This is a genomic window from Sphingorhabdus sp., from assembly GCF_046596595.1.
GTDB lineage: Bacteria > Pseudomonadota > Alphaproteobacteria > Sphingomonadales > Sphingomonadaceae > Sphingorhabdus_B.
Genome location: NZ_JBKJMB010000116.1, coordinates 54428 through 73371, shown reverse-complemented (window position 1 = coordinate 73371; position 18944 = coordinate 54428). Strand labels below are relative to the sequence as shown.

Here is an 18944-nt window from a genome sequence, read left to right as displayed (position 1 = left end):
CGTGGTGGCAAAGGGCGACACTTTCGGAACGATCTCGGTCCACGGGACAACGGACACGATCAGGAATATCGACAAAATGTAGAATATCAGGATCCGCAATGTGACCGATACGGTCATTCGGCTAATGACCTTTGACGGTTCTTCGGATTCAGCCGCGGCGATGGTCGCAATTTCTGCGCCAACGAGGCTGAATATAGTTGACGTGGCTGCGGCCAGCACAACGCCCCAACCGTTGGGGACAAAACCGTCATGCGCAGTCAGATTGGCAAAGCTAGGACCGCTGCCTGAGGTGATACCAAAGGCCCAGGCTGCACAGAGCAGGATGAAGACGATGATGGCCGCGACCTTGATCGAGGAAAACCAGAATTCAAATTCGCCATAAGCACGCGCAGACATCAGGTTGACTGCGGTCAGCAACGCCATCAGCAAAATGCCGATGGCAAGTTCGGGTACCGCGGGAAACCAGCTGTGCAGGATTTGCGCGCCGGCAATTGCCTCGATCGCGACAACCACCACCCAGAAATACCAGTACAGCCAGCCGGACAGGAAGCCGGCGAGATGACCAAGGCCAGCGCGGGCAAAGTCCGGGAATGTCTGCACGCCTTCAATGGCCAGCGCCATTTCGGAGATCATGCGCATTACCAGAAGGATGATGAAACCGGCAATGGCGAAGGAAAGCACTGCGGCCGGGCCAGCCTGGCTTATCGTGGTGGATGAACCGACGAATAGCCCTGCCCCAATGATGCCACCAATGGCGATCATGGATACATGGCGTGACTTCAGGCTGCGGCTAAGCTCAGCTCCGCCGCTGATGTCGGTAGCAACGCTGGTTGCAATGTCGGTCATCTATTCCCCCCGAATAACGCAAATGTATTTGTCCATTGGCATCCGACGCTGCGGCGATTGCTGGCCGATCAACCGGTTTACGACGCCCCCACCTGCGAAGCGTCACTTGCCCTTCAAATGCTTGCCGAGCCATGCGAACACCGTCTGGTGCCACTGGATCGAATTTTTCGGCTTCAGCACCCAATGGTTTTCATCGGGGAACACCAGCAATTTGGATTCAACACCTTGCTGTTGCAACGCGGTAAAGGCGGCAAGCGACTGCGAATAAGGAATACGGTAATCCTTCTCGCCATGAATGACCAAAGTCGGGGTCTTCCATTTGGAGACATGGTTGACCGGATTCCACTTTTCGCCGTCGGTGCGCGTGGTCCAAGGCCCGCCATTGTCCCATTGGTCGAACCATAGTTCCTCGGTTTCATAGGCCATGGCGCGAAGGTCGAAAATTCCTGCATGGTTCACGAGGCATTTGAAACGGTCGGGCCAGTTGCCCGAAATCCAGTTCATCATATAACCACCATAAGAGCCGCCGAGCGCGCAGGCATTGGAGGTGTCGAGCTGCGTGTCTGCTTTGCCAACGGCAACCATGCCCTTCTGCAAATCTTCAAGCGGCCATCCGCCCCAGTTTTTGTTGATGCTATCGGTAAATTTCTGACCGTAACCTGTGCTGCCATGGAAATCGATCGTCACCACGGCATAGCCCTGCGATGCCATGACCGCTGGGTTCCAGCGATAGGACCAGCTGTTGTTGAACGTCCCCTGCGGCCCGCCATGGACAAGCAACAAGACGGGAAGCGTGCCTTTCGCGCCCTCTGGCTTGACGATCTGGCCATAAACGCGGTCGCCATTGGCGCCGGCAAAATCGAATTTCTGGTAATTGACCGGGTCAAGCGCGCCAAGCATGTCCGCATTGACGTTGGTCAGCTGCGTTGTCGCACCCTTGGCGTCCATATAAACCAAGTCGGAAGGTCCGGAGATGCTGTTGATGGCATAGACGATACCGCCATTTTTCAGCGGTATGGCTTCAGCAATGCTGCCACGTTCGGTGAGGCGCGTGACCTTACCCTTGAGGTCGACGCGGTATAGCGGTGTCTCCAAAACATCCTGCGCGGTCACCAGCAGGCTTTTGCTGTCCGTCGTCCAGGCGAGCGATGCGACCGAACGGTCCCATGCATCTGTAAGTGCCGTTACCTTGCCGCTTTTCAAATCCATCAATTTGACGACAAGCCGATCAGCTTCATAAGTCGCACGCGCCATGGAAGTCCATGCAAGCCATTTGCCATCCGGCGAGGCAGCAGGCGTTGTGTCCATACCGGCATTGTCTTTGGTGAAGTTGACGATCTCTTTTGACTTCAAGGATGCGCCATAGATATCAAGATTTGTGGACTTTGCCTCGTTCTTGTCCGCGACCCGTAAGGTGTAGACTATGCCGCTGCTGTCGGCGCTCCAGCTGATCTCTTCTCCACCGCCAAAGGGCTTGGATGGCGCGTCGCCGACCAGATTTCCGTCCATGGCGGTGCCCATTGTGCCAAGCTTGCCATCGGCCCCAAGCACCACGGTGAAGACACGGCTGTAATTGCCGGGTGTTTCCCATTGGTCCCAGTGGCGAGTCAGGAGCTGGTCATATTCGCGGCCAGTGCCGGGGCCTGGCTTCGATGTGTCGCCGTCCTTGGCGCAGCCAAATTCCATGCAATCGCGGGCAATGTCACCCCAAATGGCAAATTTCTGGCCATCGGGCGAGATTTTGAAGCCGCTGACGTCGGTCTTGAAATTGCTGGCCTGCGTGGCCGTCGCCGATGCAATGTCGTAACGCCAGATCTGGTCCGACCCGCTTTCGTTGCTGATATAGAAAATGCTTTTGCCGTCTGGCGCAAAGGCGGGGTCATGCTCATTCTTGTCAGCCTTGGACGCAAACATGACTGGTTGGGCATTTGGGACCCCCAGCTTGAGCATATACAGGTCGGTCTTGCCCTTGTTCGCATCGAGGTCCGTCTCGCGCAACTGATAGGCGATCAAGGTGCCGTCCGGTGAAGCCGCCACGGCCGAAAGCCGCTTCATCATGGCAAGGTCCGTCTCGGTCATCGGCCGGGCGATTGCTGGAACGGAAAATGCAGTGGAGCCTATAAAAGCGGCGATCAAAAGGGTTTTTGTCATATATCCAAGCTAATCGGCGTTACGCCTGCACGCAAGAAAATTGCACGTTGTCACAATATTGAGTTGCAAAACTTGCAACCATATTCTCAACTAATATAATTGAGTTTCTTGCTTCCGATACTATCTCTGCATCATCAACGAAAACATAAGGGATGCTTTCACAGGACGACCCGGCCTTTTGGCTGTGCGGCAAAGTGAAGGAATGAAACATGCAGAAACTGGCAAGCTTTATCGGCGCAATTGCGCTTAGCAGCCTGCTTTTCTCAGTCACAATGGTGTGATCTGAAAAAGGCGTAAAACGAACGGGCGGGTGTTTCCCCGCCCTTTTGTTTGTCCCGCACCTTCGTTTGTGCTGCGCCGCTCGAGGGCGTTAATGGACGACTTTTCCGTCCTTCATAACGTGAGCAATACTCTCCAATACACGTATATCTAAAATCGGATCGCCCTTGACCGCCACCAGATCGGCAAAACGCCCCGGTGCAACGCTGCCGATTTCGGCACTCTTCCCCAATAATTCTGCCGCGTGGATCGTTGCACTTTGAATGGCTTGCATTGGAGTCATGCCATAGCGGACCATATAGGCAAACTGCTTTGCGTTTTGCCCGTGTGGATAGACGCCGCTATCAGTGCCATAAGCTAGTTTGATCCCCATCTTTACCGCCTTGGTAAAACCGGCACGCTGGACATCGGTGGTCTCGCGATTCTTACGCAGATATTCGTCGGGCCATTTTTCGCGCGTGCCGATATCGTCGATATAGTCGCCATTGTAGATATCCATGACCAGATATGTGCCATTGGCCTTTGCCATCGCGAGCGCCTCATTATCGATCAGGCTGGCGTGCTCAATCGACCGTACGCCCGCGCGGATCGCATTTTTGATGCCGATTGCACCGTGGGCGTGCGCGGTAACGAACACATTTTTTGCTTTTGCAGTTTCAACGACGGCACGCAGTTGCGCTTCGCTCATTTCCGGCTCTCCGGGTTCAGTGCCGATTGCAAGCACGGCCCCAGTCGCGATAGTTTTGATAAAGTCAGCACCCTGATCGATTAAGAATGCTGTTTTTATTGCGGCATCCTCTGGCGTGGTTACGACGCCTAAGCGCATATCGGTGGGCAGCTCATCGTTTGGAACGACGCCATTCAATTCTCCGCCTCCCTTTGGGATGGTAATATAGGCACCCGCCACGACCATGCGTGGACCGGGCACATATCCTGCGTTTATCGCATCGCGCAAAGCAATGTCAGTTAGCCCGCGATAGGTGCCGACATCGCGGACTGTAGTAAAGCCGGCCTGCAGCGTGAGCCGGGCATTATACGCGCCAATCAACGCTGTTGCCGCAGGTGACGTTTTTAGCGGTAAGGCAATATCTGCGCTCTGTCCTGCGTCCGCCAAATGGGTGTGAAGGTCGATCAATCCCGGCAGAACCGTATATGCCGACCAGTCAACCCGCGATGCACCACTCGGCGTTGGACCGCAGGGCGCAACCTTGCTGATTTTTTCGCCGGTGATGCTGATGCAATGGCCGCTAAGCACGGTGTCTGCTTGCACGTCAATCAATTTGCCTGCCTCAACATATAAATCGGATGCGAGTAAAGGTGCAGATGAGATTGATAAGGCGGCAGCAGCAAACAAACGCAAATGAAGCTGCTGAGCCAAGGTCAGCATGTCAAATATTCGAATCCGAAAATGACCATCACCCTGAACATGTTTCAAGGTCTTGCCACTTCGCGCATTATCCTTTTTTGGTAATGCGTGTGATTTCCCGCTCGACCATTGCCTCGACAATTGGCGGCAAATGCGTGTCGAGCCAGTCTTTTAACATCGGACGCAGCAATTCCCGCGTTAGGCCCTCTAACGAAGTTTCGCCTGAGCGCACGATTTGCGGAGCAACGCCGGGTTCGGATAAAGTCTGCAAAGCCGAAAAGCTGTGCCGCAGACTTTGCGCCTTATTATCATCGAGCAGAACGTCGTGACCATCTGCATTTTGGTCTGCTTCGGTCAGCTCAAGGATTTCGTCCTGATTTTCATTGGATGATGCCGAACGTGCCGCGCGCTTACCCGCTGGACGGTTGCGATCATCATCAGCGATGATACGTTTAATCGAGGACAGGATCTCGTCCATTGAGGGTTCATTGCGACCGTCAGCCATATCTCGTCCTCTGCTGTCTTACTTACTGCCTTTTGCCATCGGCAGGAATCGGCTCTATTTCCGCTTTTTGGGCAGTTGTGTCAACGGTACGGGTCGATTTGGCAATTGGGTCAGGCTGCGAAGCCCAGTCGTTCCGAGCGCCTTCTACCTTCTCATACTCCGCCACGGGATCATATAGTGTCCCGCCCTCAAGCCCCAGGTCACGCGCCTCTGCCTTGCCCATTGCCGCAAGCAGGGTAAATCCAGCGACATAGGCATTGCGGCGAGCAGCAACGAGTTGAACCTTGCTGTTGAGCAATTCTTGCTCGGCATTGAGAATGTCGAGAATTGTACGGTTGCCAACGCCATTTTCGGCGCGCGTTCCTTCGAGCGACAGTTCGTTTGCAGACACAGCGCGTTCTGATGCGGAAATTACCTCAAGCGCCGCGCGCCAGCTTGCATAAGACGCGCGCGTCTGTGCAATCACTTCCCGCTCGGCGGCGATTTCCAATTCCTGTGCCTGGCCAAGACGCGCCTGCGCCTGCCGGATTTGTGCAGCCGGCTGTCCGCCCTGATACAGCGGCAAAGTTGCCCGCACGCCCGCTTGAGCATTCAGGGCGCTGTTGTCGGCTTGAAATCCGGGAATGTTCGAGGAAATAGAGCCAAGCGCATTGCTGTATGATGGCGAAGTGAAGACCGTCACCGTTGGCAGCCGAGAGGCATTTGCGGCACGACGGTCAAATCGCGCGGCCTCACGCGCTTCGCGCGCTGCGATCAGATCCGGATTACTTTCGAGCGCCACTGTTACTGCGCTATCGGGAGTCGCCGGCAAGTTAGGTAAGGGTGGCGGGGCCTGGAGCTCGCCTGGCTCGCGGCCAACCAGCTGGATGTAAATTTCTTTAGAGCGAATAAGGTTTGCGCGTGCGGTTTCCAGGTTACTGGTCGCAAGCGCAAGCCGCGCTTCCGATTGGGCAACGTCGGTGCGGGTAAGGTCACCAATTTCAAACCGGTCGCGCGTTGCATCCAGATTAACCGACAGAACGCCAAGCTGGGCGCGGTTTAAATCGACAATCGATTCATCGCGAATGACGTCCATATAGGCACCGACTACTGCTGAAAATATGGCACTTTCGGTGCCACGGAGGTTTGCAAATCCGGCTTCGACCCTGTTTTCGGCCGCACGCACGGCATTTCTAATTCCGCCGCCTGCATATATCGGCGCCGAGATCGTGCCGTTAATGTTTATGCCGCGCGCCTGAACGACCGATCCGCCACTGTCCTGAAGGACGTTTTCGACATAGGTCGGCTGCACACTTACATCCGGACGGCCATTTGCCTTAGCCAAGGGGACGCCTTCGTTCGTGGCGCGTTGTCCCGCGCGGGCTGCGGTCAAATTAGGGTTGGTGTCATAAGCCGACACCAAAGCATCACGCAGCGTGTCAGCCGCCGCCGGCGCGGCCAGTCCGGTTGATCCCAACAACGCAGCGACGAAGATTCCGCGAACGCTCAAAATACGAACTCCCGCTTATGGGCAAAGGCCGCAATGGGGGCAATCTCACTGTCGGCAAATGACTTCAACGCAACGTTTCCTTTGTGCACATAACCTTTGGCCAAGCGAGTCACTGCGCCTTCAATGACCCCTGTGACTACCCGCGCTCCTTCGGATGCAAATTGAAGAAGCGCGGCTGGCAGCTCTGCTGCCGCACCGTCGATAACGATGACGGAAAAGTGCTTGCCTGTTTGCGCGTCACCCAAATTGTCCGCATCAACGGTCGTCAAGTTGGCCACGCGCTGTTTTAATATTTCGGCAACATAGCCGCCAGCTTTTCCGACCAGCAACACGTCGTCATCTTGGCGTATCTCTGCTGCTTGAAGCAGCAAGGCGGTCGATACGGGGGGATTCAATACCGAGCCATCACTCAAGGTGACAGCGCGGTCCATATAGGCAGTGTCGCGGTGGCTAGCCGGCACATAATCCTCGCGTGCTATGCTGCCCATGGCGGCAACCACCCAGGCATCGGTGACGCCACTGGTGCGAAGCTGGCTGTCCACCATAGACCGCCGCATATGTTCGAAATTTAATACTTCCATCGGGATATTTCCATTAACCTGTTGGCCGTGTGGCACAACTGTATTGCAAACACAATACAGCCTTTGCTGCCGGTTCTAGCTAGCCTTACCGTTTACGCCAAGCTGGATTCAGACGAACGGCCTATTTCTAGATGCAAATAGCAACTTTTTCCATGGCTTGTGGCGGACAGGGCACATTGGACCGAATGGCACGCCAGATTGCCAGTTGCATTGATTTCGTCAAGCCGCTAATGGCGCGCCTTCACCACATAATGGCGTTGCTGTTCAGGCAGGTTGTTGTTTCGGGGCCCGATGGCGGAGTGGTGACGCAGAGGACTGCAAATCCTTGCACGCCGGTTCGATTCCGGCTCGGGCCTCCATTTTTTCAACATATGTAATGCGCGTCAAAGCCGTTGCTGCTTCTTGCGGTCCAGTTATGCTGTGGCATAAGGTTCTGATGACATCTAAACGCATATTCATGCTAGGCGCCACCGGAACGATTGGACGGGCGACCCGTGCTGCATTGTTAAGGCACGGTCACGAGCTCGTGTGCTTCACGCGTCAAGGCGCGAAAGTCGAAGACGAAAGCGCATGCCAATGGCGGTTTGGCGACGTGACTGATACTCGCGCATTGCAACGCGACGGCTTTCGCGGCGAGAAATTTGAAATTTTGCTGTCCTGCATGGCGTCGCGTACGGGCAGCGCCAAAGATGCCTGGGCTATTGATTATCAGGCCCAGTTGAATGCATTGGAATGCGCACGGTCGAGCGGTGTCACACATATGGTTTTGCTTTCGGCAATATGTGTGCAGCGGCCCAAACTCCCCTTTCAGCACGCAAAGCTCGCTTTTGAAGCAAAGTTGATTGCGTCAGGAATGGACTATAGCATCGTGCGCCCGACGGCGTTTTTCAAATCTCTGTCGGGCCAAATTCAACGCGTTCAGAGTGGCAAAGCATTTCTGCTGTTCGGTGATGGAAATTTGACCGCATGCAAACCGATAAGTGATGACGATCTTGCGGAATATCTTGCTGATACGGTCGACCTACCGGAGCGGCGCAACAGTATCCTCCCCATTGGCGGACCGGGGCCTGCAGTTACCCCGCGAGAGCAAGGCATGTTGCTGTTCTCGCTGCTGCAGCAGGAGCCGCGCTTTCGTCATGTTCCGGTCGCTTTAATGGACATGATAATTGGTTCGCTTACGGCTGTTGGAAAATTAGTACCCGCCGCAGCCGCCAAGGCAGAGCTTGCGCGCATTGGACGATATTATGCGACCGAATCCATGCTTCTTTGGGACCCCGTTTTGGGTGAATACACGGCCGATGCGACCCCATCCACTGGTCAAGAAACGCTGGCGCACCATTATACGCGCATATTGGCCGGGGAACGTTCTGCCGACCTTGGTGATCATGCCGTCTTCTGATCTGGGCAGCCTGTTCAAACCTATAGACTTTCCGGAATATTGTGCGAAAGTTCAAATATGAGTTTTACTGAGCATCCGCTACGCCGATGGGCTGTCGATGAAATGCGTTTACGCCGTTTTGCGCCAGTCAGTCCCCACTGCGAAATTTACCAGGTGGTTCGATTGATTGAGCCCGCCGAGCGCAGCGACGAAGACAGGTGGCTGATCAATTCGCGACCTGATTTTGACGATTGGACGCTTGCTGCGCGACATGGTTCGGGACACACCGCGGCAGGCATTTATTTTTTGTGGGAACGGCACACCGAAGCCAGCACATTAACGCTAATTTTTCCTGCCGACATCCCCGACCCTGTTCGGCATGACTATATTCAATGGCTCGAGAATTGGCCAGGTGGCGTTGTTCGGGCCACTCAGATCCGCGTTGTGCCGGATACCGCAAATATCGATTCTGACCTATTGGCGATCGGCATTTCTACCGACGAAATGGTATGTTGTGATATCAATGCCGGCATTCGGCTTTGGTCAGATTTCAGCATTCATGGGGATGGCTACGGGCGGTTGCTGATCACCGCAGGAAATGTCGGCGAAGGCGAGCGGGGCCGTATAATCCAACGCGTGCAGGAACTCGGCAACTACCGAAATCTTGCTCTCCTCGGGTTTCCCGTTGTACAAAAATATGGTCCCGAGCTTGATCAGCTTGAACATCGATTGTCGGATCATGCCAGGCGTGTTGCGTCGGCGGATGAGGATGACGAGATATTGCTCAATGACCTTGCTGCTATTTCTTCGGAACTCGAACTTATTCGTTCCGCAACGGGTTTCAGGCTAAGTGCGACAGCAGCATATGCCGAGGTCGCTGCTGACCGACTTGCGGCGCTTGACGTTCAACCGATACTTAACTTTCAAAGCCTGACCGATTTTACCGAACGGCGGTTGGTCCCCGCATCTCGCACCTGTTCTGTTTTCCGTAAACGGCTGGGCGATATTGCCGAGCGCATATCGGGCGTGATGCACACACTTGATGTGCGCATTGACAGCCGTATCAAGGCGCAAAATCTTGGGCTGATGCGATCGATGGAACGGTCGACGCAGCTTCAGCTTCGCCTCCAAACCTTAGTTGAGGGGCTCTCGGTCATTGCCGCTGCGTATTATCTCGTCGGCTTAATTTCCTATATGACCAAGGGCGCCGCGGCGGTTCAAACTGGCTATGCCCCAGACATGTTTGTAGGTGCCATAACGCTGCCAGTAGTGTTGTTAATTTATTTGTTTGTAAATCGTCTCCGTCACAAGGTGATGAAAGAGACTGGCGAGGAAAATTCCCGTATTGAAAAGCGCTGATCGGACTGCACTATGCGCTTTCCATGGGAAGTTTTGTGGGCTAAACCCACCGTGAGTTGAGTGAGTAAGAATTTGGCTATTTGGCCAATGAAGACGCGATAGGAGAATATATGGTCAAGACAAAAGCAATAGCTGGCTTGGTGGCGTTATCTGCAATGGTTGCCGCCTGTTCTGGCGGTGGTTCGGAAAGCGAATCTGAGAAAACAGCACAGGCAGCGCCTGCTGCAGCCCCGGCCGCTGCACCAGCAGCAGCCCCGGCCCCTGCGGCACCCGCGGGCCCACCGGCAGCAACCGATGTTGCAACGCTTGATGGTACTACTTTTGCAAGCTTTACCGGGAATGCCGCCAACGGCAAATTGGTGTTTGCACAATGCCGGACCTGCCACGTCACAGATGCTGGCGTGAACAAGACCGGGCCATCATTGAATGGCCTCATCGGACGTAAATCTGGATCGGTTCCCGGCTTTGCTTATTCGGCTGCTAACGCAGGAAGTGGCATCACTTGGACCAAGGAAAAATTGTTCCAATATCTGGAAAAGCCACAGCGCGTAATTCCACAAACGAAAATGATCTTCGCCGGTCTGCCAGATGCGCAGAAGCGTGCAGATGTCATTGCCTATCTGGAAACACCGAGCTGACGTTTAAATCCCATCTGATATAAAAAAGGCCGGGTAATTCCCGGCCTTTTTTTGTTTTGTGCTTAAGCCGTGTATCAGGCAGCGACGTCGCGCCGCGCAAGTTCGCAATGCGACCAGATTTCGCTAAGCGCGCGCAACAGGCGGTCAATGTCATCATCGCTGTGGACAGGTGATGGCGTAATCCGCAACCTTTCGGCGCCACGTGGCACGGTTGGGTAATTGATTGGCTGCACATAAATGCCATGATTATCCATCAGCCAGTCACTGATAAATTTGCACTTGTGCGCGTCACCCACCATCACCGGAATGATGTGGCTTGGGTTTGGAATATGCGGAATGCCCATCCGGTCTAGAGCACCACGCACCTTGGCAACGCGGTCCTGATGGCGTTCGCGCTCCGAATTGCTGGCCTTCAGATGCTTGATGCTGGCGCAGGCGCCTGCAGCGACAGCAGGCGGCAGCGCAGTTGAAAAGATGAACCCGCTGGCAAAGGTCCGCACGAAGTCGCACAGATCACGTGATGCGGCAATGTAGCCACCCATCACGCCATAGGCCTTGCCAAGCGTGCCTTCGATAACCGTAATCCGGTCCATGAGGCCTTCGCGTTCTGCGACCCCGCCGCCGCGCGGGCCATAAAGCCCGACGCCATGCACTTCGTCGATATAGCTCATCGCATTATGCTTTTCGCAAACGTCGAGAATTTCGGCGATAGGTGCGATATCGCCGTCCATTGAATAGACGCTTTCAAACGCCACCAGCTTTGGACGGTCACGGTCTAGGGCGGCAAGTTTGCGGTCGAGATCTTCTGGCGAGTTGTGGTTGAAAACGACCCGTTCAGCGCGGCTGTGACGAATGCCCTCAATCATCGACGCGTGGTTCAGCGCATCGGAGAAAACGACGCAATCAGGAATTTTTGCCGCCAAGGTTCCAAGAGCTGCCCAGTTGGAAACATAGCCCGAGGTAAAGAGCAGCGCGTCTTCCTTATTGTGCAAATCAGCCAGTTCGCTTTCGAGCAAAACATGGTGATGGTTCGTACCCGAAATGTTGCGCGTGCCACCGGCGCCAGCACCGCATTCGTCCAGAACCTTGTGCATCGCGCCAAGTACTTTTGGATGCTGCCCCATGCCGAGATAATCGTTCGAGCACCAAACGGTGACCTTGCTGGTTTCACCGTTGATATAGCGCGTGGCATGCGGGAATGATCCGGCCGTACGCTCAATTTCGGTAAACACGCGGTAGCGCCCTTCTTCGCGGACGGCGGCCAGTTCGTTACCGAAAAATGCCTCGTAGTTCATGCCCTCACTCCCTCATCATACGATTTTTTTGTTGTTCTTATTTTCAAGCGCCCAACTCCATAATGCGGAATCGCGAAACGGAATGGCGAGAAAAATATGTTCAAGTGCGGCCAGCAGACACAAGCAACACAAAAGGCTTGCTTGCACCACCTCGTTAGGCCGCCCCGCGCTGATAGCCTGATTCACCAGATAGGCGCTGAGGCCGATGATCAACGCAATGGAGACCAGCAGCATGACATTGAGACGCTTTGGCCCGAAATAGCTTTTTAGATAGCCCAAATGCAGGGGCAACAACTCGTCGCTCATATTGGGCACGCCCCAATAGATGTTGAGCTTTGACGACAGGCGGAAAACCAACAGCAGCGCAAACGCATAAGCGCCCGTCGGATTGGCGGTGACGGTGCTAAGTGACAGCAGCAAGGCTGCGGTCATCGCGAGCGCGATTTCATGGTGGATGAGCGCCATTGTTGCCAGTGAGAAACGCTGCCAGCCTTTGGCGCCGTTTGGACATACATCGCGGTGCGTGCCGGCAACCGCGCCTGTCAGAAAGCTGATTTCGTGCCAGCTCCATATCAAGAGGCCGCCAACGAACGAGGCGTAAGTTGCCCACACCGCTGTGGAATGGCTGGTGAACACCAGCAATGCGAGGCCAAGCGATGCACAGACACCGGCAATAAATACTGCCCGGCCAAAGGACTGCCGAAGCCGGTGGTTCAGCATGGCCACAAGCCCGGTGCTGAAGAACCACAAAGCAATCACAACGGTGAATGGCAGAACGAGGCTTGTTGCCGTTACCATGCAGGCGAAAGCCGGATCTGGGCAGGCAATTCGTTCACGCGTGGGCGCATGAAATACATCCGGCCAAATGCGAGACCTGCCTTGGCCATGCCAGCATAGCGACCAATAAAGCCACTGATGCCGCCGCGTACTTTGGCGTCCTCCATGCTAACCGATGCCAAACGCAGTTCTTCCAAAGCCTTGCGGAAACGCAAATCGTCGGTGTCGATTTCAATTGGAAAAACTTGCTTGCTGATCTGCGTGCAAATCTCGAAAACCTCATATCCATATTCTGCAGGATGCACACCGAGCGCTTTGTGGAATACGGGACGGTTGTGGTCGCGCACATACATGGTGGCATAGACCGACAACAGGAAGAAGCGGATCCATAGTTTGTTTGCGCCCTGCAACAGCTTGGGGTCAGCACGCAGCAACAAGGCAAAGGCTTCACCATGGCGGAATTCGTCATTGCACCATTCTTCGAACCAGTCGAAAATCGGGTGGAACTTGTTCTCCGGATTGCGCGCGAGATGGCGGAATATCGTAATATACCGCGCATAGCCGATCTTTTCTGACAGATAGACCGCGTAGAAAATGAACTTGGGTTTGAAGAAGGTATATTTCTTTGTCTTGGTCAGGAAGCTTAGATCAATACCAATGCCCGAACCTTTCAAGGTTTCATTGATAAAGCCAGCATGGCGGCTTTCGTCGCGGGCGAGCAGCTTGAAAAGCCGCTTGATGTCCGGGTTTTTTGTCCGCCGCGCGATCTCCGCATAAAGTATGCAGCCGGAAAATTCCGAGGTCAGCGAGCTGGCGAGGAAATCGATGAATTCGGCCTGCAACTCAGACTCCAATGCTTCGATCACACCATCAAAGGCATTAGTTTTTTTGAAGTGGCGCTTATTTGGGTCGCCCTCCATCTCTTCCATCAAGCCTTCCCAGTCGTCGCGGACTAAGGAGACATCGATTTTGTCCATTGCATCATAGTCGGTCGTATAGAAGCGCGGCGCGAGGACGGTGTCGGATCGGGCGATGGCCATCGTGTCGTGGTCGGCGACGATAGGTTTGGCAAAATTGGCCGGCGCGTTCATTACAACCTCCCTGCTGTAAAACTGACTTCATATAATTCGGCGAGCTCAAAGTGGCCCGCAAATCGCGTCCATGCGCGGCGCAGCAAACCTGCTTTGCGCACGGTCGCATGGCGATGCAAAACGATGCTCTCGCCAAACCCAACCGTGATAGGGGCACCATGCACCCGTACCCGGTCGCCGGGCTCAATCTCTATCCCGCCATCCAGTTTGACATGCGCGTGAAAATGCGCGGCGCTTTGTTCGACTTCAATGCGGCATGGCGTGTCAAAGGTTTCGGAGGACAGGAGTCTCGTCATGATTTGGGTGCTTCCAACATATCGGCAAAACTTTTTGTGTGATCGGGGCCAAAGCCATAAATTTCTGCATCACGGCCAGTTGCAGGGTCGAGCAATGACAGTGCGCCATTTTCCCACCGAACAAGTTTGAATGCCGGTTCAGAACCAACGCCAGCTGCCTTCCGGGCTTTCGCCATACGGCGCATCGTTGCCCGCAAGAACCCGCCTTGGCCAAACGCGATGACGGTAACGGTCTCGCCGCTGAGGGCGTCGCGGACGACCACCGCTCCATCGGACCGGTCGGCAAAGTGTAACAAACGTTCCTGAGCCGGCATGACCTGCGCTGCAGCGCGGGTAAGAGATGGATCAGCTGCGCGCGGGATAAAGCCAAAACGCACTGCGCCAGTGAGCGCAATGACGAACAGCAGCAGGATGGCAGCGCCAATCAACGCACCGCGCGGCACGGTTGGGTCATGATGGACGGCTTGGCTCATGCTGGTGCTCCCATCAAGGGTATGTCGCGGCTGGGTTGTGGCTTTGCTTCAACCGGGGCAACCGGTTGTACTGCTTGCGTTGCCTTGAGAAGCAATGCCGCAAAAGCCCGCGCATCCGGAATGGCGCGCAAGGTAGGTTGCGGCGTTACGAAGCGCAGCGACCTGGCATGTGGCCAAAGCATGATGTAGCCAAGGCGCGGTGCACCATTGAGGTTGAGGACGATGTTGCCATGACCCGATGGAAGCATTTTAAGGTTGGCGGCACGAATTTCTGACAAGGGCAAATTGATGCACTTGTTGAGCGCAACACCAATCCGCAGAACCAGCCGCTTGTTGGTCAAGGTATAAACGGTTGTCCGTCCTACGCCCCATGCAAACAAAGTGAATAGCCCAACAACGCAAACGCCCAATGCTGATACGGCGAGCGCGGATTTCGCATCATTATGGGTCGCAAGCCAAATAGCAATTGCAGCAAAGTAAGCGACCGAGAGGCGGATGTGCAATGCAGTCATCGCCATATTTTTCCAGTCAGGACCTGACTGCCACAGGATATGTTCGTCCTGTGGCAATACACCTGGAAGGCCCCGGGTTGGCTCATGTGAATATTCGCTCATATCAGGGGTTCCTGCCGTGCTCTGTTGGCGTAAAGGTAGCCACCACCGAAATAGGCCATGACCCGCTCTTCCTCGTAGAGGGTAATTTGGCCCGCGGTTCCGGGTACTGGCGCAGCCGCAAAATCGGCGGCATTAAGGGCATCGATGACGACCTGACCTTTCTTGCGCTGCACCTTGGCCATGCCCATTGGTGCAAGCACCTTGTTTGTGCCTGTGTCGACTTCCAGATAGCGGATGACATGTTCGGCGCGATCAACCCAGATATCGGTGATTGTGCCAGCAACCGCACCATCGGCGCCAATGGCCGTCATTCCACGTGGATCAGGGTCGCGGGTATCAATCGAGATATGCTCAGCCGTGCCAATTGGTACGATCCGGTTGCGGCCTTCACCGTCCAGATCAGTATGCTTTGCGCGATTGGCCCAAGCTGCCGGCCCTATGCCGTCAACAAGTGGATTGCCAGTTGGATAATAAGGTGCGCCTGGTGAACGGAACGTCCGCGCTGCTGCGATATCGACCGGTTCGCGTCCATGTGCTGGGGCCGAAAGGGTGTCACGACCAAATGGCATATGGAACAGTTTTGGAGCAGCAGTCGAAAGAATGCCCCCCGACGAATCTACGCGCCCCGTGACCTCATCTTCTAACGGATAGCCCTCGCGGCGGTCTTCGCGGCGCAGGTATACCATGAGCGCGAGGAAGAATAGCACGAATGCCGCAAATACCAGTTGAGCCACATCAATTGAGCCTACAATTTTCATGTCATCCATCATACGTCCTCCTCATATTTCCCGGTTCACGTGGGAAATTCCGTCAATTCAAAGCGTTCACTTATTTTATTCTTGTTTTGCAGATGCAGCCCAATGACTGGACCGAGTACCACTAATGTCACCAGCAAAAGCATTATTTCAGCAGCATATACCGCACCATACCCGGTTGCACGGTCTGCAAGTGTAGCGCCCATATTGTCGTGCAAGGCGAATGTAGCCATGCCATCGCGCAACAATCCGCCAATCGCTATCCCTGCGCCTGCGCAGCTCGCTTGCACCGCGCCCCAGGCACCAAGCGCCAATCCAGCGCTATCCTTTTGGGCAAGACCCATGGCCGCAATCATCGTGCCGACAGAGAACAATCCTGTGCCAAAGCCGATCGTGGTAGCACCGGCAAAAAGCAGTGGCACCGATGATATCGGCGCGGCGAATAATACCATGAAAAATGCAGCGATACCAGCAACTGCGCCAAATCCTGCAAGGCGGAGCGGGTCCGAGCCGGAAGACAGCCGCTTTCCGCTGAACGCAAAGGCGACGAGCGCCCCGAGCGCCCATGCACCTGTCAGGGCTGTCGTAGAGCCGACCGAAAGGCCCAGTATTTCCCCGCCATACGGCTCAAGCAAAGCATCTTGCATGGCAAAGGCCATGGCGCCAAGGCCAATGGCCAGAAGCAATCTCTTGGCATTGGGCTGGGCAGTAAAAGATGCCCATATTTCGCTAAAAGCTGGACCGGTCGAAGTCGATGTTGTGAAGCTGCGATTGCGGGCCTCTTGTTTCCACAAAGCGATGATGTTGAGGCCCATGGTAAGCGCCGCTGCGCCTTGAATGATCTGAACGAGCCGCGTCGCGGTGAAATCGATGAGCAAATTGCCAATCGTGAAGGCCGCGAGCATCATGCCAACGAGCAGCATGACATAAAGCAAGGCAACAACGCGTGGACGCTTGTCTTCCGGGGCAATGTCGGTTGCCAGCGCAAGGCCAGCGGTTTGCGTAACGTGCATGCCTGCGCCCGTCATCAGGAATGACAGACAGGCGGCGGCAACGCCAAAGGCAAAGGTATCGGGACGAGTAATGAGGATGAGCGAAAAGGGCATGATTGCAAGCCCGCCAAACTGACCAAGCGTGCCAAACCAGATATACGGCACCCGCCGCCAGCCAAGCACCGAACGATGAGTGTCCGACTTATGGCCGATCAAAGCACGGAAAGGCGCGACCAAAAGGGGAATGGCAATCATTAATGCCACGATCCACGCGGGTGTTTTCAACTCGACAATGAGGACGCGATTCAATGTACCGTTCAACAGCACAGCAGCAATGCCAACACTCACCTGAAACAATGCAAGCCGCAGCAGCCGGCCCAAAGGAAGCTCGGTGCTTGCAGCGTCAGCAAATGGCAAAAACCGTGTTCCCACGGCTTGCCAAAAAGTCACTGCTGACGGCTTCTGTTTCATCAGCGGCTAATTCCCATTGCTTGCGATTTGTAGAAGCCGCGTGATACCCGCTGCGTGAAATCGATTTTCCACTCAGGCAAAGCAAGCGCGATATCTTGAGTAAGGCGTGCTTCGGACACGGGGAGGATCGCTGGTGAACGGTCGCCGCGCGGGAAGGCTTTCCCGACAAAGTGCATCGTACGCAGCAACGGCGTGCCGGGCGCAAAAGTGAAAACAACATGCGAAGCGCGTTGTGACCAGGCTTTCAGCACGCCGATGATGTCATTTTCATCATAATGAATCAGCGAGTCCATCGCGACGACATGGTCGAAAACGCCCAGATTATGGCTGCGCATATCACCGACGCGCCAGTCGATAGCCAAGTGACTTGGCGTGCGTTTTTGCGCGATCTCGACCAGGCCATGCGAAACGTCAATGGCGACAACTTCGGCCCCGCGTTGCGCTGCGATCATGGCGAGCGCGCCTGTTCCGCAACCTGCATCCAGCAAACGCATGCCGTGCATATCCGTTGGCAAGGTCGACAAAAGAAGTTCCCGCATAGTGTCGCGCCCCGCCCGCACGGTGGCGCGGATTCCGCTGACCGGAACGTCAGAGGTCAGATCCTCCCACGCCTTTCGCGCTGTCTTGTCGAAATAGGTTTCGAGCTTGGTTCGGCTCTGCTGATAGCTGGTCGAGGCGAGGCTGCTGTCCATCATTCAAATCCCAGAAAATCGAAAATGTCACGGTCCTTCATTGGGCGGGCTTCCTGATAATCGACGCCGTCCCAAAGCTTTTGCGCAAGATCCATATATTCCTGGCAAGCGGCATCGACTTCGGGCGTGCTGTCCATTTCGAACAAGGTGCACTTTTTCAGGCGCGACCTACGAATGGCATCAAGGTCGGCAAAATGCGCAAGACGCTTCATGCCAATTTCATTTGCGAACCGGTCGATTTCGTCAGTGGCTTTCGAACGGTTGGCAACAACGCCCGCCAAGCGCACATTATAATTTTTCGCCTTCGCGTTGATGGCGGCAACGATGCGGTTCATTGCAAAGATGCTGTCAAAGTCATTGGCGGCCACGACAATTGCTGCATCAGCATGTTGTAATGGCGCCGCAAATCCGCCGCAGACGACGTCACCCAAGACGTCAAAGATCACAACATCGCGATCTTCAAGCAGATGGTGCTGCTTGAGGAGCTTTACAGTCTGGCCAACGACATAGCCGCCACAGCCCGTTCCGGCAGGCGGGCCGCCAGCCTCAACACACATCACGCCATTGTAGCCCTCGAACATATAATCTTCGGGGCGAAGCTCTTCACTGTGGAAGTCCACGGTTTCCAGAACGTCAATGACGGTCGGCATCATCTTTTTCGTCAGCGTGAATGTCGAGTCATGCTTGGGATCGCAGCCGATTTGCAGGACGCGGTGGCCAAGCTTTGAAAAGGCAGCCGAGAGGTTCGACGACGTTGTCGATTTGCCGATGCCTCCCTTGCCATAAACTGCGAAAACCTTGGCGCTGGTAATCTTGTCGCTTGGGTCCAGAGCGACTTGAACGCTGCCTTCGCCATCGGGTGGAGCTGTATCCAAAAGATTAAGTGTCATATCTGT

The 18944-nt window shown here is 55.0% G+C and carries 19 protein-coding genes and 1 tRNA gene; 4 read left to right on the top strand and 16 right to left on the bottom strand.

The features are described 5' to 3' along the window. The 6 genes from ACLL9E_RS11590 to ACLL9E_RS11565 form a co-directional block, all read right to left on the bottom strand. The coding region (locus ACLL9E_RS11590; protein ID WP_411291885.1) for an amino acid permease at nucleotides 1–846 on the bottom strand (846 nt) is incomplete at its 3' end. Nucleotides 847–948: 102 nt separating this feature from the next. Next, nucleotides 949–2997 carry a prolyl oligopeptidase family serine peptidase gene (locus ACLL9E_RS11585; RefSeq protein ID WP_411291884.1) on the bottom strand — a complete coding sequence of 683 codons (2049 nt, stop codon included), beginning with the start codon at nucleotides 2995–2997 and terminating at the stop codon, nucleotides 949–951. Nucleotides 2998–3367: 370 nt separating this feature from the next. Then, a complete protein-coding gene (locus ACLL9E_RS11580) occupies nucleotides 3368–4663 on the bottom strand; it encodes an amidohydrolase family protein (protein WP_411291883.1) in 1296 nt (431 codons plus the stop codon). A 67-nt stretch (nucleotides 4664–4730) separates the two neighbouring features. After that, nucleotides 4731–5147: a DUF2497 domain-containing protein gene (locus tag ACLL9E_RS11575; RefSeq protein ID WP_411291882.1), complete on the bottom strand. Its 417-nt coding sequence runs from the start codon at nucleotides 5145–5147 to the stop codon at nucleotides 4731–4733. Nucleotides 5148–5169: 22 nt separating this feature from the next. Beyond that, complete coding sequence (locus ACLL9E_RS11570; RefSeq protein WP_411291881.1) at nucleotides 5170–6636, bottom strand: TolC family outer membrane protein; 1467 nt, start codon at nucleotides 6634–6636, stop codon at nucleotides 5170–5172. Then, on the bottom strand, nucleotides 6633–7217 hold the full coding sequence (locus tag ACLL9E_RS11565; RefSeq protein ID WP_411291880.1) for a protein-L-isoaspartate O-methyltransferase family protein: 585 nt from the start codon (nucleotides 7215–7217) through the stop codon (nucleotides 6633–6635). Before ACLL9E_RS11565 ends, ACLL9E_RS11570 begins: the two co-directional genes overlap by 4 nt. A gap of 285 nt (nucleotides 7218–7502) precedes the next feature. Between ACLL9E_RS11565 and ACLL9E_RS11560 the strand changes: the two genes are divergently transcribed. From ACLL9E_RS11560 to ACLL9E_RS11545, 4 genes are all read left to right on the top strand, one after another. Beyond that, nucleotides 7503–7576: transfer RNA gene (locus ACLL9E_RS11560), tRNA-Cys, on the top strand. A 77-nt stretch (nucleotides 7577–7653) separates the two neighbouring features. Further along, entirely contained in the window at nucleotides 7654–8616 is a 963-nt protein-coding gene (locus tag ACLL9E_RS11555) for an NAD(P)H-binding protein (RefSeq protein ID WP_411291879.1), read from the top strand. A 57-nt stretch (nucleotides 8617–8673) separates the two neighbouring features. Then, nucleotides 8674–9954, top strand: coding sequence for a DUF3422 family protein (locus ACLL9E_RS11550; protein ID WP_411291878.1), 1281 nt, complete (start codon nucleotides 8674–8676; stop codon nucleotides 9952–9954). Between the two features lie 110 nt (nucleotides 9955–10064). Continuing rightward, nucleotides 10065–10592, top strand: a complete 528-nt coding sequence (locus ACLL9E_RS11545) for a c-type cytochrome (RefSeq protein WP_411291877.1) — start codon at nucleotides 10065–10067, stop codon at nucleotides 10590–10592. Nucleotides 10593–10666: 74 nt separating this feature from the next. Here ACLL9E_RS11545 and hemA read toward each other — a convergent pair whose 3' ends face one another. From hemA to bchL, 10 genes are read right to left on the bottom strand one after another with little or no spacing between them, the layout of a single operon-like run. Next, nucleotides 10667–11887 (bottom strand): 5-aminolevulinate synthase, encoded by a 1221-nt coding sequence (gene hemA / locus ACLL9E_RS11540; protein WP_411291876.1) that lies wholly within the window; start codon nucleotides 11885–11887, stop codon nucleotides 10667–10669. A 15-nt stretch (nucleotides 11888–11902) separates the two neighbouring features. Beyond that, nucleotides 11903–12685 (bottom strand): putative photosynthetic complex assembly protein PuhE, encoded by a 783-nt coding sequence (puhE, locus tag ACLL9E_RS11535; RefSeq protein WP_411291875.1) that lies wholly within the window; start codon nucleotides 12683–12685, stop codon nucleotides 11903–11905. Next, a complete protein-coding gene (gene acsF / locus ACLL9E_RS11530; protein WP_411291874.1) occupies nucleotides 12679–13755 on the bottom strand; it encodes a magnesium-protoporphyrin IX monomethyl ester (oxidative) cyclase in 1077 nt (358 codons plus the stop codon). Before acsF ends, puhE begins: the two co-directional genes overlap by 7 nt. Beyond that, a complete protein-coding gene (locus ACLL9E_RS11525) occupies nucleotides 13755–14051 on the bottom strand; it encodes a hypothetical protein (RefSeq protein ID WP_411291873.1) in 297 nt (98 codons plus the stop codon). The genes acsF and ACLL9E_RS11525 overlap by 1 nt, the downstream gene beginning before the upstream one ends. Continuing rightward, nucleotides 14048–14524 (bottom strand): photosynthetic complex assembly protein PuhC, encoded by a 477-nt coding sequence (gene puhC, locus ACLL9E_RS11520; RefSeq protein WP_411291872.1) that lies wholly within the window; start codon nucleotides 14522–14524, stop codon nucleotides 14048–14050. Before puhC ends, ACLL9E_RS11525 begins: the two co-directional genes overlap by 4 nt. Next, complete coding sequence (puhB, locus tag ACLL9E_RS11515; RefSeq protein ID WP_411291871.1) at nucleotides 14521–15138, bottom strand: photosynthetic complex putative assembly protein PuhB; 618 nt, start codon at nucleotides 15136–15138, stop codon at nucleotides 14521–14523. The genes puhC and puhB overlap by 4 nt, the downstream gene beginning before the upstream one ends. Continuing rightward, nucleotides 15135–15908: a photosynthetic reaction center subunit H gene (gene puhA / locus ACLL9E_RS11510; protein WP_411291870.1), complete on the bottom strand. Its 774-nt coding sequence runs from the start codon at nucleotides 15906–15908 to the stop codon at nucleotides 15135–15137. Before puhA ends, puhB begins: the two co-directional genes overlap by 4 nt. Nucleotides 15909–15931: 23 nt before the next feature. Next, nucleotides 15932–17356 (bottom strand): BCD family MFS transporter, encoded by a 1425-nt coding sequence (locus ACLL9E_RS11505; protein ID WP_411291869.1) that lies wholly within the window; start codon nucleotides 17354–17356, stop codon nucleotides 15932–15934. After that, a complete protein-coding gene (gene bchM / locus ACLL9E_RS11500) occupies nucleotides 17356–18051 on the bottom strand; it encodes a magnesium protoporphyrin IX methyltransferase (RefSeq protein WP_411291868.1) in 696 nt (231 codons plus the stop codon). The genes ACLL9E_RS11505 and bchM overlap by 1 nt, the downstream gene beginning before the upstream one ends. After that, complete coding sequence (gene bchL, locus ACLL9E_RS11495) at nucleotides 18048–18938, bottom strand: ferredoxin:protochlorophyllide reductase (ATP-dependent) iron-sulfur ATP-binding protein (RefSeq protein ID WP_411291867.1); 891 nt, start codon at nucleotides 18936–18938, stop codon at nucleotides 18048–18050. Before bchL ends, bchM begins: the two co-directional genes overlap by 4 nt. Nucleotides 18939–18944: the final 6 nt, after the last annotated feature.

Excerpts from the sequence above, each read along its gene's own strand:
- puhB (WP_411291871.1), bottom strand. The coding sequence starts at position 15,138 with ATGAGCGAATATTCACATGAGCCAACCCGGGGCCTTCCAGGTGTATTG.
- ACLL9E_RS11550 (WP_411291878.1), top strand. The coding sequence starts at position 8,674 with ATGAGTTTTACTGAGCATCCGCTACGCCGATGGGCTGTCGATGAAATG.
- bchM (WP_411291868.1), bottom strand. The coding sequence starts at position 18,051 with ATGATGGACAGCAGCCTCGCCTCGACCAGCTATCAGCAGAGCCGAACC.
- ACLL9E_RS11525 (WP_411291873.1), bottom strand. The coding sequence starts at position 14,051 with ATGACGAGACTCCTGTCCTCCGAAACCTTTGACACGCCATGCCGCATT.
- puhA (WP_411291870.1), bottom strand. The coding sequence starts at position 15,908 with ATGATGGATGACATGAAAATTGTAGGCTCAATTGATGTGGCTCAACTG.
- ACLL9E_RS11555 (WP_411291879.1), top strand. The coding sequence starts at position 7,654 with ATGACATCTAAACGCATATTCATGCTAGGCGCCACCGGAACGATTGGA.
- hemA (WP_411291876.1), bottom strand. The coding sequence starts at position 11,887 with ATGAACTACGAGGCATTTTTCGGTAACGAACTGGCCGCCGTCCGCGAA.
- bchL (WP_411291867.1), bottom strand. The coding sequence starts at position 18,938 with ATGACACTTAATCTTTTGGATACAGCTCCACCCGATGGCGAAGGCAGC.
- ACLL9E_RS11505 (WP_411291869.1), bottom strand. The coding sequence starts at position 17,356 with ATGAAACAGAAGCCGTCAGCAGTGACTTTTTGGCAAGCCGTGGGAACA.
- puhE (WP_411291875.1), bottom strand. The coding sequence starts at position 12,685 with ATGGTAACGGCAACAAGCCTCGTTCTGCCATTCACCGTTGTGATTGCT.
- ACLL9E_RS11545 (WP_411291877.1), top strand. The coding sequence starts at position 10,065 with ATGGTCAAGACAAAAGCAATAGCTGGCTTGGTGGCGTTATCTGCAATG.
- ACLL9E_RS11585 (WP_411291884.1), bottom strand. The coding sequence starts at position 2,997 with ATGACAAAAACCCTTTTGATCGCCGCTTTTATAGGCTCCACTGCATTT.
- acsF (WP_411291874.1), bottom strand. The coding sequence starts at position 13,755 with ATGAACGCGCCGGCCAATTTTGCCAAACCTATCGTCGCCGACCACGAC.
- puhC (WP_411291872.1), bottom strand. The coding sequence starts at position 14,524 with ATGAGCCAAGCCGTCCATCATGACCCAACCGTGCCGCGCGGTGCGTTG.
- ACLL9E_RS11565 (WP_411291880.1), bottom strand. The coding sequence starts at position 7,217 with ATGGAAGTATTAAATTTCGAACATATGCGGCGGTCTATGGTGGACAGC.
- ACLL9E_RS11580 (WP_411291883.1), bottom strand. The coding sequence starts at position 4,663 with ATGCTGACCTTGGCTCAGCAGCTTCATTTGCGTTTGTTTGCTGCTGCC.
- ACLL9E_RS11575 (WP_411291882.1), bottom strand. The coding sequence starts at position 5,147 with ATGGCTGACGGTCGCAATGAACCCTCAATGGACGAGATCCTGTCCTCG.